The following is a 14,953-nucleotide window of genomic DNA, read 5'->3' on the forward strand; positions in this document are numbered from 1 at the left end:
CAATAGAAGAACATAGAAAAAACTCCAACCAAAGTAATTATCAACCAATTAAAAACAAACCATTTATCGAACAAAAGATAAATAAAACTGAAGAAAAAATTGACACCCAAAAAAAACCAAAGCGTGCGTTCATTTTTGGTAAACCATGGGCAATACCAGAAATGTCACTACTAGAATATGGACCTGAAGCTTCGATTTCATCTGATGAATCAACATTAGTTGCCGAAAAAATAGAAGAAACTCTTTTAAATCACGGAATCGAAGTTAGAGTTAACCAAATTAAGCCTGGACCAACAGTTACTATGTACGGCCTTACCCCTGGATGGACAAGAAAGACAAGAAAGGCCAAAAAAAATGATGACCAGGATAACAATCAAGAGGAAGAGACTGATAGAGGGACACGAGTAAAAGTAGATAGCATTGTAGCACGAGAAAAAGACTTAGCATTAGCTCTTGCAGCACCTAGCTTAAGAATAGAAGCACCTGTACCTGGAGAATCTATAGTAGGTATAGAAGTACCAAATAAAAAAGCACTAATGGTAAGTCTTAGAAAAACATTAGAACATGAAAAAGTAAATAATATTAAAAGTGAACTAGGCATACCATTAGCTTTAGGCCAAGGATCTAGTGGAGAAGCAACTATTACTGATCTTCGAAAATTGCCACATTTATTGATTGCTGGCTCTACTGGTAGCGGAAAAAGCGTCTGCATTAATACGCTACTAGTTTCTATGATTGCTAAAATGACTCCTGATAAATTACGATTATTACTTATTGATCCTAAGCGAGTAGAACTTACACCTTTTAATGGGATACCTCATTTAATATCACCAGTTGTAGTAGAACCTGATGAGGCAGTTAAATCTTTAAAAGGACTTCTCGAAGAAATGATACGAAGGTATAAAATTCTTGAAGAAATTGGTGTAAGAAATATTGATAGTTATATCAATCACCCTAAGGCATTTGAACCTATGCCTTACTTAGTAATAGCAATAGACGAATTAGCTGACCTGATGATGACTGCGCCTTATGAAGTCGAACAAACACTTACGCGCTTAGCTCAACTAGGAAGAGCAACTGGAATACACTTAATCGTTGCAACACAAAGACCATCTGTAGATGTGGTAACTGGATTAATTAAGGCTAATTTCCCTAGTAGGATTAGTTTTGCTGTTGTTTCTCAAGTCGACTCTAGAACAATTTTAGACTCAAGTGGTGCAGAAAGACTATTAGGTAAAGGAGATATGTTATTTCTATCATCAGACTTCCCAAAAGCACAACGAGTTCAAGGTGCATATTTAAGCGATCAGGAAATAAACAAACTAGTTAATTATTGGTCTTCTCAAGAAGGTCCACCATTACCAGAAATATCATTAGAATTACCAATTAATGATATAACTAATCCAGATTTTGATTCAGGAGACTTCCCTAAAGACGAACTATTTAGTAAGGCTTCAGAATTAGCAGGAAGATACTCACATATATCTACTTCACTACTTCAACGAAAGTTACGTATTGGATATCCACGAGCTGCTAGATTAATTGATCAACTAGAAGATGCTGGGGTGATTGGGCCAGAAGAACCAGGAAAATCCAGAGAAGTACTTATTCAATCTTAGTTAGGAAGCTTTACTACTTTTCCTTCTGGATTAAGAAAATGAGTTTTAGCTGTTTTATTATTATTTTTTTCTATCACTTCATTTAAAGCACTTACAGCTAATTCCTTATCGATAGAAATTATCGTCCCTAAAGCAACATATAATACATCTACAGCTTCATTTGCAACATTATGAATAGATTCAGATTCTAAAGCCACTTTAAGCTCATCAACTTCCTCAGTTTGGATAGGAATTCTATCAAGCAATTTTTCACGACTATAAGTATCTAATAAATCAAATCTATCATGGAAATCGTATACAGATTGAAATAATTCTCCAACTTTTGCTTTCAATTCTTCTGTATCCACAACTTACTCCTAAATATTTAATACTTTTATTTATTGAAAATTTTTATAATTAATTTGATTATAAAGACATTTGGGTACTCATTACATTATAGATTAAAGAAAGATCAAATTGTACGTATCAGACTTAGAATTAACACAATATCGAAATTTTTCTAATATTCATTTAGAATTTTCACCGGGGCTCTCGATAATTTCTGGCAATAATGGGGAAGGTAAAACTAATCTACTTGAATCGCTTTATTTAATTTCTATAGGAAAGTCATTTCGAGCAAGAAACGATTTTGAATTAATCAAGCACAGATCCCCTGATCAAATAAATAAATTTGTTACACAGACAACTATTCATGGTATAACTAAATTTGCTGATGAAAAAAATAATATTGTCATAGCGCTTCCTTCTGACAATAACCAACATAAAGAAATGAAACTTAATGGAATCAATATATCTGCATCGCAATTAGTTGGCAAAACTCCTACTGTACTATTTACTGCACATGACATGGATATAGTTTTAGGAAGCCCAGGAAAAAGAAGACAATTTTTAGATATATTAATATCCCAAGTGAATCAAGAATATTTAATCAAGTTACAAAAGTATCAACAAATATTAACTCAAAGAAATTCTTTATTAAAATCTATACGAGAACAGCAATCATCTGAAGACGAATTAGTATATTGGAGCGCCAAATTAATCGAATTAGGGACATTTATTATTAATAAACGCAACGATATCATTAGCTTTATTGATAGAGAAATACAAGAAATTCATTCTGAATTTTCACCTAAGGAAAAATTGTCTTTCAAGTATATTCCTTCGGTTAGTATTGAAAATTTTGAAGAAACCTTAAATTCAACCCTAAAACAACAAATCGTAATGGGAATCACTGATATAGGTCCCCATAGAGATAATGTTTTAATCCATATTAATGAAAAATCAGCATATAGTTTTTCTTCTAGAGGTCAAGCAAAAAATATAGTACTTTCATTAAGGTTATCTGAAGCAAAAATAATTCAATCAACTATAAATGTACAACCTATACTACTTCTAGATGATATACTTTCAGAACTTGACGAGTTTAGAAGAAAAAAAATTATTGAAAAAATGCATATATATAATCAATCAATAGTTACTACACCTGAACCTGATTTAATAGAAGCAACGTATGCAAACAACATCATTCATATACGTAATGGAGAAATACTAAAACAATAAGTAAAGAGGAGTATGGTATGCCAAATAATTCCATTAATTTTATGACTATTTCTGAATTATCAGAAAATATTCGTGAAAAAAAACTTTCACCAACTGAGATCGTAAAAGAATTACTAATAACAATTAAAAAATTGAACCCTGCAAACAAATCTTTTTTATATATAGCTGAAGAAGAAAGTATAAAAGAAGCCCAAAGTATCGAAAAAGAAATATCTTCTGGGAACTATAAAGGACCGTTACATGGTATACCTATCGGACTAAAGGATTTGTATGAAACCGATAATATGCCTACAACTTCAGGAAGTATTATTTTCGAAAACTATCAATCAAACAAGAATGCTACTAGTGTTCAAAAATTAATCAATGCAGGTTCAATTATTATTGGCAAATTAAATATGCACCCTTTTGCGTTTGGTGCATTTGGAACCAACTCTGATTTTGGTACACCTCCAAACCCATGGAATACTTCACATATTCCTGGAGGATCAAGTAGTGGTTCCGGAGTAGCTGTTGCATCTGGTATGATTCCAGGAGCTACAGGATCAGACACAGGAGGATCTATAAGAATTCCATCTGCAGTATGTGGAATTGTTGGCATAAAACCAACGTATGGGAGAATTAGTAGATATGGATTAACTCCATTATCATGGTCTTTAGATACTGCAGGCCCAATGACAAGAAGTGTAAAAGATTGTGCTTATATGCTAGAAGCAATGTCAGGGTTTGATACCAATGATGATTCTTCTTCTACAAGAGATGTTCCTCAATTTTCTAAAGCTTTTGATCAAGAAACTCGAAAATTTACAATAGGTATACCCAAAAATCAATATTTTACTAATATTCATTCCGAAGTTGAAACAAAAGTAAATGAGGCAATAGAAACACTGAAAAAACTTGGTTTTAAAGTAGTAGAAATAGACATCCCCACCCCTGAAGAAGCCGGTAAAATTCAAACTAATATTATCAATCCTGAAGCTGTAGCTTTTCATCAAGACAGGTTACGAAATGATATTGATAGAATAGCACCTGATGTTAGAGCAAGACTCGAATCTGGGGTATTTATTCCAGCAGTAAATTATATTCAAGCACAACGGTTACGAAGACAATTTATTAGCCGCATGGTTGAAAGTATGTCAAATGTAGATGCCTTAATAACACCTACTGAACCAATATGTTCACCCCAAATAGGCCAAACCACAACGACTATTAACAATGAAGAAGTCACCATACAATCATTATTAACTAAATTTACCTCACCATTTAACTTATCTGGATTGCCAGCGATTAGTGTACCTTGTGGTTTCGATACTAAAGGGTTACCAATTGGTCTTCAAATTGTTGGAAAACATTTTGACGAAATGACAATTTTACAAATTGCTCATATATTTGAATCCAATACTGAATGGAATACATTGAAACCATCTTTATAATTAATATAATAACGGATCTAAATTACCTTTCATATTAGATTCATCAGCAAATTTATTGATATTAGCAACTGTAGTATCTTCTACAAATATTCCGTTTTTCATACGATCTTGCTTAGTAATATGTTCAATTTCGCCAGGATAATAAACCCTATCATAGCCTGAAGCTACTTCAGTAGAACTTAAATCCAAAGCAAAATCAGTGACTTCTTGTTTAAAAACTTCGAGATCTCTAAAGGCTTCAACATTCATTACAATCATTAAACAACCGTCATTATGAATTCCATCTTTTGAAACCCCAAATCCTAACCCAGTGAGTATTCCTGAAAATGTTTCTACCGCTGCAGAAAGGCCATATCCTTTGTGACCTTGATCAGCTCCTAAGGGTAAAATTGCACCACCCTGACTAAAATCATTTGGATCATTTGTTTGATTTCCGTCTTTATCCAAAATCCAACCAAATGGAATATCTTTTCCTCTACTTCTAGCTAAGTTAATTTTACCTGCAGCAACTGATGATGTAGCCATATCTACAAACATAGTTCCCTCAAGGTTACTTGGAAATGCTATACAGATAGGATTTGTACCTAATTTTCTTTCTTTACCTCCAAATGGAACAACCATTTTAGGCCCTCTGCCTGAATCTGCGGTCATAATAGCTATCATACCTTCTTTTGCAGCCATAAGAGGATAACTTGCTACTCTTCCTACATGGCTTTGTTGCACTACTGTAATAGCAGCTATATTATCTTCACGAGCTTTCTTTATAGCCAATTTCATAGCAAAATCAGATACATAATATCCAAATCCCCAATTCCCATTGATTCGTGCTGTTGTACGAGATTCATTATTTACTTCTATTTCTGCGCCTGGCTTAATATGTCCACGTTGAATTCGATCTATATAAGTAGGAATTTGAATTACTCCATGAGAATCATGGCCAACTAGATTAGCCTCAACAGAGTGTTCTGAAATAAGTGTAGCCTCATCTTCACTTGCTCCATATGATTGCATTAATTGTGAAATAAAATTTCTTAAGTCATTATGGTTTATTAAAGGCATTTCTATCTCCTTATCTCATATAATTAAGAATAACTATATTCATCTTCTGGGTAAGTTTGTATATTATACTCATTATCATAAATTTTTATATAGGAAGAAATGTACAAATATGAAAATCACAAATATAGAAACATTTTTAGTTGATTCTGGATGGTGGCCATTTTTATTTGTAAAAATTGAAACTGATGAAGGAATAACTGGATATGGAGAATGTACTGAAACTAGACAACCGCATGGAGTTGTAGGATCTATTGAAGATTTTTCAAAGCTATTAATTGGCAAAGATCCTCGTTCGTTTGAAATGCTTTTATTGGACTTAAAACGAATTTCTATACAAAGTAGGGGTGGAATAGCATACAAAGCTATTTCAGGAATTGAATTAGCTCTATTAGATATTAAAGCTAAGTCTTTAAATATTTCTGTAGTTGAATTATTTGGAGGACCAACGCGCGAACATGTACGATTATATTGGTCTCATTGTGGAACATATCGTGCAAGAAATTATGAGTTATGTAATACACCTCCTTTAGAATCACTTAAAGATATTTATAACCTTGGTAAAGAGGTTATAGAAAAGGGATATACTGCCCTTAAAACTAATATCATTATTCCTGGCAAACCCGCTCAAACTTGGGGAGGTGGATTTGCAGGTCCAATAGGCAGTACTGATGGTGTAATTCCAAAAGATATATTGACTCATCTTGACAATCAAATTGGAACATTCCGTGACGCAGTTGGAGAAAATATAGATATTAATTTGGATCTTAATTTTCATGTAAAACCCGAGAGTGCCAAACGTATAGCAGATGTGGTAGAAAAATATAACCTCATGTGGTTAGAAATCGATATGTATCAACCTGAAGCGCTACGTGAATTGAAAGATTCGATTAATATTCCCATTTGTTCAGGAGAAAATTTATTATTTATGCAAGAATACTTACCATATTTTCAAGCTCGATCTGCTGATATATTTATGATTGATGTACCATGGATGGGGTTTTCTCAAGGTAAAAAAGTAGGAGACTTAGCTGAGACATTCCAGTTTAATGTTGCTCCACATAATTACTATAGTCATCTTTCAAGCTTTATTAGTGCAAGTTTATGCGCAGTTTTACCTAACATAAAAATTATGGAAATTGATGTTGACCAAGTATCTTGGAAGGATGATTTGGTTACGAATGTACCAGAAATTACTGATGGATATATGAAAACACCTTCAGGAATAGGATGGGGGACCGACTTAAATGAAGATGCTTTAAAAGAACATCTTTGGGATAAATAAGAAGCTTTACACACTTAATCAGGGGCTTGAACTACCTCAACTCGCGACTTGTCGTATGGTGTTTGTATAAATGCCAACAAAGCACCTTCCGGAGTTTCTAATGGTTCCTCCAACACTATTGCGCCTAATTTTTGCAAACGTTCTAATTCTTCTTTCATATTGGGAACATAAATTCCAAAATGTTCCAACCCCTCATGCACACCAGAACCAATTTCCGGTAGTGTTTCATTAGACCTAGCACCTGATATATTTACTCTTGTTCCGTCCTTAGATTCAGTAACAATAAAATAGTCCATTAATTTAGTATTAAAATCCCTTACACTTCTACTTATAATTTTGAAACCAAATGCTTCAGCGTACCATTCTGCGACTTTATCTGGATCATCTGTTTTTATATGTATATGATTAATCATATATGACATACCAAACCCCTGGTATTAAATAAAAAAACTATTCTACTTCCAAGCTAACAATAACTGCAGCATTAGCAATAATAGTTACATCATTTCCATCTGGGCTAGGAACGTTTAACCCACCCTGAACGACATTAATTGATTTCATTCCATATGGTAATACGGACAAAACTTCATCCCCGTTAACCTGGTCAGGTTCAGGAACAGCAATTGTAACATCTACATACATTGAATTAGCTCCATCTGCAAAAATACCTGGGAAAGAAACACTATTATGCCATAATGCGTCTCTGACTGCCCTTTGGGCAGCTTTGGTATAATCTTTACCATGCAAATCTGTACCCATTCCCATTTCTAATAAACATCTTTTTTTTGCCATTATATTCTTCTCCATTCTAAACCTATAACTTCTAACATAAGTTTGATAATCATAACAAAAATTAAATCTAACTTATATATAGGTTCATTATGATAAATACGATATTTGACAAAAGAATTATTAAACTAAATACTTATTGTCTTATACTTATAATTTCTGTAACTTTATTAAGGTATAAAAATGACAATAAAACATCTACTTAGTATTAATGATTTGAATGGTTCTGAAATATCATCAATAATTACTCGAGCCATTTCTAGCAAACCTATGCCTTACAATAATCTATTAGAAAATGAAACAGTAGGAATATGGTTTGAAAAACCATCTTTGAGAACCCGGTTGAGTTTTGAAATCGGAGTTAAGCAACTAGGTGGTACTACTATTTATCTAGATAAGGACAACATCGGTGTGGGGTCAAGAGAACCAATCAGAGATGTAGCTAATGTAATATCTCGATATATTTATGCGTTTATTGCGCGTACTTTTGCACATAGTACCCTAACTGAATTTGCTAAATATTCAACAATTCCGATTATTAATGCTTTGTCAGACGAAGAACACCCATGTCAAACTCTTGCTGATTTAGTAACGATACAAGAAAAATTCGGTACATTGAAGAATATTACTATTGCATATATTGGAGATGGTAATAATGTAGCTAGAAGTTTAGCTTGTGGTGCTTATCAGATTGGGATGCCCTTTATATCTTCATCTCCGGAAGAATACAAATTAACAATTGATAACGAAAAAATTAACCAATCGATAATTCATGAAATAAATCCAAAAAAAGCTATGTCAGCTGCAGATGTTATATACACTGATGCCTGGACAAGTATGGGACAAGAAGCAGAATCAGAAATACGAAAAAAGGCATTCCAAAAGTACCAAATAAGCGTAGAAGATTTGAACTCTGCAAAAGATAACGCAATATTAATGCACCCATTACCGGCTCATCATGGTGAGGAAATTTCACAAGATCTTTTATATCACAAAAAATCAGTAGTTTTTGATCAGGCAGAAAACAGACTTCATGCTCAAAGAGCAGCAATGGAATATTTATTTAAATAATAGAGATTAATATTATGAACACTCCAATTGTAGCTATTGTAGGAAGGCCTAATGTAGGAAAGTCCACTCTCTTTAATCGTTTAGCTGGTAAAAAAGTTGCTGTTATAGCAGAAGAATCAGGAACAACAAGAGATCGTATAACAACTCCTGTAACTATTGAAAATAAACGTTTTTTATTAACAGATACTGGTGGAATTGGCATTTCTGTTAATTCAGATGTATTACAATCTGAAATTCAGGCACAAGCTGAATTTGCAATAGATATAGCTTCAGTGATTTTATTTGTCACTGATGTTAATGAAGGCCCCACACCAGTTGATCAAGATTTAACTAATCTACTAAGAAAAACTAAAACACCCATAATTTTAATTACAAATAAAGCTGACACACCAAAATCAGAATTATTATCAAACGAATTCTATACTCTAGGAATTGGTTCTCCTATATCTATAAGTGCTTACCACAACCACGGCATTAATGATCTAAAACAATCAATTATTGAATTAATACCACAAAATCAATTGAATAGTGAATTAGATAAATCCTCCATATCACTTTCAATTATAGGACGTCCAAATGTTGGCAAATCCACACTGGTTAATACAATCACACAAGAATCTCGGTCAATTGTTTCCCCAATTCCTGGTACTACCCGAGATGCAATAGATACCTTATTTGAGTATAAAAATACATCCATAAATCTTATTGATACTGCAGGTATTAGAAGAAGAGGTAAAGTGGAACCAGGTATAGAACAATTTTCAGTTATTAGATCTGAACAGGCAATAGAAAGATCTAATATAGTCTGCATACTTCTCGATGCTGAAGAACCAATTACGGCTCAAGATACCCATGTTGCCGGACTTGCAGTCGAATCATTTAAAGGAGTAATTATAGCCGTAAATAAATCTGAATTACTTTCAGATGAAGAAAAAGAAGAACTAACATATGCAGTAAATTCTCATTTTGGTTTTGCTCCATATGCGCCTATCTTTTTTATATCTGCAAAAGAAAATACTGGAATAGAAGATATTTTAGATACTGTTTTAATAATTCATGAAGAAAGAATGAGAAGAATTGAACCATCTATGTTATCAAATTTAGTATGGGATATTGTGGGTTCTCATCAAATACCTCATAAGGGTAAACGATCTTTAGTCATTAGAAGCGTTATTCAAGACAATATAAACCCTCCAACTTTCAAATTTAAGGTTAATGATACAAATCTTATACATTTTTCTTATAAACGATATATTGAAAACCAAATGCGAAAAGAATTAGATTTCCAATGGACACACCTTAATTTAATTTTTTACTAAGGTAACGACATGAATCAAGAAATGATACTAATTATAGTACCCATAACTTACCTCATAGGCAGTATTCCAGTAGGTTTAATCATTGGAAAACTCAAATCGGGCATAGACATAAGAAAACATGGAAGCCAATCAACAGGAGCTACTAATGCATTAAGAATACTTGGTACAAAATCAGCTATATTAGTACTAATTCTAGATTTTCTGAAAGGGGCAATCCCTATTTTTTACATAATGCGAATAGATGAAATTAATTCCAACAATGCACCGCTTATAGCAATAAGTGGTATTGCTATAATTATTGGACATAATTGGCCTATTTTTGCTGGCTTTAAAGGGGGGAAAGGTGTTGCATCGGCTGTAGGAATTGCTTCAGTTTTAAATCCTCTTTCAGCACTAGCTGCTATTTTAACGTTTTTACCAATATTAATTACCACAAGGTATGTATCCCTTGGATCTATTTTAGGGGCAATAGTTGCAATGATAATTCTTGTCATACAATCTATTTCAATAATAAATGATTACAATTATATATACGCTTTGGTTGTCGGTCCCTTATTAGTAATCAAACATCATGAAAATATCCATAGGTTACTAAACGGAAATGAAAGAAAATTTGGAGAAAAAGAGTGATAGAAAAACATAATAAGGTATCTGTTATAGGTACAACAAGTTGGGGCATAACTCTGGCTTGCTTAATTGCTAGTAAAAATATACCTGTAAATATATGGGCAAGAACAGAAAGTGAAGCTCAAATAATTCAAAATGATAGAGAAGATAAAAAACATTTACCAGGTATAATGTTCCCCAATAGTATAACAATCGATCATGATTTGGGTTCAGTTTTAGAAAATTCTAAATACATCCTGCTTGCAGTACCTTCACACACCTTCAGGAATAATATGATCAATCTCTCAAATTATATTAATGATAGTCATGTTATTGTTAGTGCTACAAAAGGGATAGAAACTGAAACTAATAAACGTATGAGCGAGATTGCATCAGAGTATATTAGTAATGACCAAAATACAACCTTTTCAGTTCTATCTGGCCCTAACCTTGCAAAAGAAATCGCAAATGGTCTTCCTGCCTCTTCAGTAATAGCAAGCCTAAGTGATAAAACAGCACAAGATATTCAAAATTTACTCACCACAAAAACTTTTCGAGTTTATAGAAGCTCAGATGTAACAGGTGTAGAATTATGTGGTTCTTTAAAAAATATAATAGCAATAGCTGCAGGGATAGTAGATGGGCTTAATTTTGGTAATAACGCTAAATCTGCTCTAGTAACAAGAGGTCTCGCTGAAATAAAACGCTTTGCAATGGCCCACAATGCCCAAGAAACAACGTTTTATGGTCTTGCAGGGATTGGTGACCTTATGACTACTATATCAAGCTCCTATAGTCGAAATAGATATGTTGGAGAACAATTGGCAACAGGAAATAATATCAATTCTATTACTAAAAACATGACAAATGTTGCAGAAGGTATAAACACTACACAAGCAATATATTCAATATCTCAATCTAAAAACATAGAAATGCCTATTACTTCTATGGTACACCGAATTATATTCGAAAACCTTACCCCGATGGCTGCGTTTTCTGAATTAATGGAAAGAGAACTCACAGCTGAGTAAAATATGCTAGATCAAATTACAATAATTACTATATTTTTTGGCTCACTTTTCATAGGGTTTTCCGGAGCAGCATCACCAGGACCACTGCTTGCGCTATGTATCAAAGGAACTTTACATAGTGGCTGGAAAGCAGGTCCTCTCATTGCAATAGGCCATTCTATACTAGAGTTATTTGTAGTTATTGGTATATCAATAGGTATTAATCAATTATTTGATTCGGATATTATAGCAAAGATTATTAGTTTATTTGGCGGGGTTATGCTCATCATTTTAGGCTTACAAACGATAATTTCTAATAAAGTAGTTGATATAAATAATGCACAGCAAGAATCCCTTCTAAACTCCAAAACCTTACTCTTGCAAGGTGCTTTAGTAAGCCTAAGTAATCCATATTGGTTTATTTGGTGGGTGACTATAGGCGCAACCTTAATTGTAAATTCTTCTGATCATGGTATTTTAGGAGTTTCCAGTATGTATATCGGGCATATACTTGCTGATATATTTTGGTATACCGCAGTATCTTTAATACTAGTCTCAGGTATCAAATTCCTATCAAATAAAATTTATAACTACCTTTTATTATCCTGTGGTATATTTCTTTGTCTTATGGGAATTTATTTTATTTATTCATTCTTTAATATCTAAATATGAGAAAAAACTCCTAATGCCCAATCCCCTGAAGATATAAAACTGGTTGTCTCAAATCCTAACTTTTTAAACGTAGTTTCTACATCAGAAAAAAGTTCTAATAAAATACCTGAAGTAATTATTATTCCATTGGGTTTTAAGTGTGAACTTATAAAAGGTACTAAATTAACAATTATCTGCGCTGTGATATTAGCAACAATCACATCATATTTAAATGAAGTATCAAGATCTTCTAAAACCCCGGTTTGTAGAGTGATATTATCTGATACGCCATTCATTTTGATATTGTTCAAAGCTGAATGGGTTGCATTTTCATCAATATCTATACCATAACAAGATTCCGCTCCAAGTTTAATAGCTGCAATGGAAAGAATCCCAGAACCTGACCCTATATCTAATATAGATTTTCCAGATAAATCTTGCCTAGAAAGTTCTTCTAAACACATCCTAGTTGTAGGATGGTGACCGGTGCCAAACGCCATCCCAGGGTCTAAATTTATTACAGTAGGATGATCTTGATCAGGTAATTCTTGCCAAATAGGTTTAATAACAAGTTTATCCAGTATCGGTAATATTGAAAAATGAGTTTTCCATATTTGTTCCCAATAATCTTTATCTACATATTTTTCATCTATAATTGTAGTTTCATGAATTATACTGAGAACTTTTAAACCAACATCTACCATTTCACGTATATTTTGAGACTTAGAATCAACTGGAATGTATGTGTAAACACGAACAAGATCGGAGACTTGAAACATTTCTGAAATTCGTTCACCTTTATCATATAATACAACAGCAAATGGAAGTGAATATTTTCGTAGTAGTTCTGTAAGAGGCTCTATGAGTTCATCTTTTGTCTGGATTGTTAATTCTATCCATTCTTTTGATACAGATGCCACATTTAGCCTTCTTTTGAATCATGAGGTATATCGAGATGATCAGCAAGTTGTTTAAATAATTCCTTCGCTTCTTTGTTCAGTTTTTTCGGGGTACTTATAACAATTTCTACGAGTAGATCTCCTCGACCTTTTCTATTGAGTATAGGTACACCTTCACCTCTTATACGAAACATGCTACCAGTTTGAACACCAGAATCAATTTTTAATTCAATGGTTTTCTCTAAAGTGGGTATTTGAACTATAGTCCCAAGTGCGGCTTCAGGAAAGGATAAATCTAGGGTATAAAGTAGATTAAAATTCTCACGTTTAAAGACTTTATGATTAGAAACTTGTAAAAGTATATATAAATCACCAGCAGCTTGGCCAAAATCTCCAACATCACCTTCTCCTGTGAGCCGAATTCTGGAACCATCATCGACACCAGCTGGTATCTTAATATTTAAATCTCGGAGCTGTCGCTCATAACCGCGACCTTTACAGGGCTTACATGGTGTTTCAATTAATTCTCCTGAGCCATTACATGAAGAACATTCAACAACTTGCATAAATTGGCCAAATAAACTTGATTGACTGCGTTTTATTTGACCCGAACCACCACAAGTATTACATGTGGAAATATTCGTACCAGGTTGCATCTTTTTTCCAGAACAAACTTGGCAATATTCACGACGGTCTATTTTGACAGGAATATCTGCCCCCAGTGCGGCATCTTCAAACGATATATTCTTTGTGAGTTCTAGATCGTCTCCTCTACGCTTCCTAGATCGTTGACGGCTACCAAAGCCACCAAAAAATGTATCGAATATATCACCAAAACCGCCTATATCACTAAAGCCACTAAATCCAGATTGACCAGCACTGTTATTCTCAAGGCCAGCATGACCATATTGATCATAAATAGAACGCTTATTAGTATCAGAAAGAATTTGATAAGCTTCATTAATTTCTTTGAACTTATCAGCAGCGTCTGGACTTTTATTGCGATCGGGATGATATTCTAACGCTAATTTTCTAAATGCTTTTTTTATATCTTCTTCTGATGCATTTCGGGATACATCGAGAAGTTCGTAATAATCTTTCTTTTTAACCATGTTATGTACTTTATAAATTAATTGGATAAAAGTAATTATAATATATTTTTAAAGAAGACCCAAATAAAAAGAGGGGACCAAATAGGTCCCCTCTTAATGTTTTCACTTATATGTTCGTCAAATTAAGGAACAAGTGTACCAGCTGCATCGGCATATACCCAGTATCCGTTACCGACAGTAACAGTAGCAAAGGTGTTAGGAGTAATCTTGCTCCAAACATCTGTTACAGGACTGTAGCTGTAAGCAGTTACCCAACTGATGCTACCGAAGTAAGTATCAGCAGTTAGAGTATTTCCAATAGAAGCATTGGTATTTGTGATATTGATCACTGGAAGTAAGTTCCAACCTTCTTCAACTGCGACAGTTGGAGGGGTGTCACCAGCGTCCTGTGCTGTAACAGCTGTCTTTATTGGAGTAAAGTCAGTTGTTGTTATCCAGTAAGCTCTACCAGAATCAATTGTGGTTAATGCACCAGAAAGTGTATCACCACTTCTTGTTGCTGTGATCCAAGCACCATCATCATAGGTACTTACTGCGGAAACAGCA

The 14,953-nt window shown here is 33.6% G+C and carries 15 protein-coding genes; 9 read left to right on the forward strand and 6 right to left on the reverse strand.

Annotated elements, in window-relative coordinates:
* Nucleotides 1-1,619 (forward strand): DNA translocase FtsK (locus tag FI695_02665; GenBank protein MQG50864.1); only part of this gene is annotated, 1,619 nt, incomplete at its 5' end.
* Here the strand turns inward: FI695_02665 and FI695_02670 are convergent.
* Nucleotides 1,616-1,966, reverse strand: a complete 351-nt coding sequence (locus tag FI695_02670; protein MQG50865.1) for a hypothetical protein — start codon at nt 1,964-1,966, stop codon at nt 1,616-1,618. The genes FI695_02665 and FI695_02670 overlap by 4 nt on opposite strands.
* 103 nt (nt 1,967-2,069) lie before the next feature.
* On the opposite strand from FI695_02670, the gene recF reads away from it, so the two are divergent.
* On the forward strand, nt 2,070-3,179 hold the full coding sequence (recF, locus tag FI695_02675) for a DNA replication and repair protein RecF (GenBank protein ID MQG50866.1): 1,110 nt from the start codon (nt 2,070-2,072) through the stop codon (nt 3,177-3,179).
* Between the two features lie 17 nt (nt 3,180-3,196).
* A complete protein-coding gene (locus FI695_02680; protein MQG50867.1) occupies nt 3,197-4,609 on the forward strand; it encodes an amidase in 1,413 nt (470 codons plus the stop codon).
* Here FI695_02680 and FI695_02685 read toward each other — a convergent pair whose 3' ends face one another.
* Complete coding sequence (locus tag FI695_02685; protein MQG50868.1) at nt 4,610-5,668, reverse strand: Ldh family oxidoreductase; 1,059 nt, start codon at nt 5,666-5,668, stop codon at nt 4,610-4,612.
* 109 nt (nt 5,669-5,777) lie between these two features.
* Here FI695_02685 and FI695_02690 point away from each other — a divergent pair, with 109 nt between their 5' ends.
* Complete coding sequence (locus FI695_02690) at nt 5,778-6,950, forward strand: mandelate racemase/muconate lactonizing enzyme family protein (GenBank protein MQG50869.1); 1,173 nt, start codon at nt 5,778-5,780, stop codon at nt 6,948-6,950.
* 14 nt (nt 6,951-6,964) lie between these two features.
* On the opposite strand, the gene FI695_02695 is transcribed toward FI695_02690, so the two are convergent.
* Together FI695_02695 and FI695_02700 are read right to left on the reverse strand one after the other, a co-directional pair.
* A complete protein-coding gene (locus tag FI695_02695; GenBank protein ID MQG50870.1) occupies nt 6,965-7,372 on the reverse strand; it encodes a VOC family protein in 408 nt (135 codons plus the stop codon).
* A 28-nt stretch (nt 7,373-7,400) separates the two neighbouring features.
* On the reverse strand, nt 7,401-7,742 hold the full coding sequence (locus FI695_02700) for a hypothetical protein (GenBank protein MQG50871.1): 342 nt from the start codon (nt 7,740-7,742) through the stop codon (nt 7,401-7,403).
* Nucleotides 7,743-7,922: 180 nt separating this feature from the next.
* Here FI695_02700 and argF point away from each other — a divergent pair, with 180 nt between their 5' ends.
* From argF to FI695_02725, 5 genes are read left to right on the forward strand one after another with little or no spacing between them, the layout of a single operon-like run.
* Complete coding sequence (gene argF / locus FI695_02705; GenBank protein ID MQG50872.1) at nt 7,923-8,810, forward strand: ornithine carbamoyltransferase; 888 nt, start codon at nt 7,923-7,925, stop codon at nt 8,808-8,810.
* 14 nt (nt 8,811-8,824) lie between these two features.
* Nucleotides 8,825-10,129 (forward strand): ribosome biogenesis GTPase Der, encoded by a 1,305-nt coding sequence (gene der, locus FI695_02710; GenBank protein ID MQG50873.1) that lies wholly within the window; start codon nt 8,825-8,827, stop codon nt 10,127-10,129.
* A 9-nt stretch (nt 10,130-10,138) separates the two neighbouring features.
* Complete coding sequence (gene plsY / locus FI695_02715) at nt 10,139-10,759, forward strand: glycerol-3-phosphate 1-O-acyltransferase PlsY (protein MQG50874.1); 621 nt, start codon at nt 10,139-10,141, stop codon at nt 10,757-10,759.
* Nucleotides 10,741-11,766, forward strand: a complete 1,026-nt coding sequence (locus FI695_02720) for an NAD(P)-dependent glycerol-3-phosphate dehydrogenase (GenBank protein ID MQG50875.1) — start codon at nt 10,741-10,743, stop codon at nt 11,764-11,766. The genes plsY and FI695_02720 overlap by 19 nt, the downstream gene beginning before the upstream one ends.
* 3 nt (nt 11,767-11,769) lie before the next feature.
* The gene (locus FI695_02725) at nt 11,770-12,411 is read left to right on the forward strand and encodes a lysine transporter LysE (protein ID MQG50876.1); all 642 of its coding nucleotides are present in this window, start codon (nt 11,770-11,772) and stop codon (nt 12,409-12,411) included.
* Here the strand turns inward: FI695_02725 and prmA are convergent.
* Nucleotides 12,408-13,316, reverse strand: coding sequence for a 50S ribosomal protein L11 methyltransferase (gene prmA / locus FI695_02730; protein MQG50877.1), 909 nt, complete (start codon nt 13,314-13,316; stop codon nt 12,408-12,410). The two genes, FI695_02725 and prmA, sit on opposite strands and share 4 nt — an antisense overlap.
* Nucleotides 13,317-13,318: 2 nt before the next feature.
* Nucleotides 13,319-14,407, reverse strand: a complete 1,089-nt coding sequence (gene dnaJ / locus FI695_02735; GenBank protein ID MQG50878.1) for a molecular chaperone DnaJ — start codon at nt 14,405-14,407, stop codon at nt 13,319-13,321.
* Between the last annotated feature and the right edge of the window lie 546 nt (nt 14,408-14,953).

The sequence above is a fragment of the SAR202 cluster bacterium genome (genome assembly GCA_009392515.1).
GTDB lineage: Bacteria > Chloroflexota > Dehalococcoidia > Lucifugimonadales > UBA6952 > UBA6952.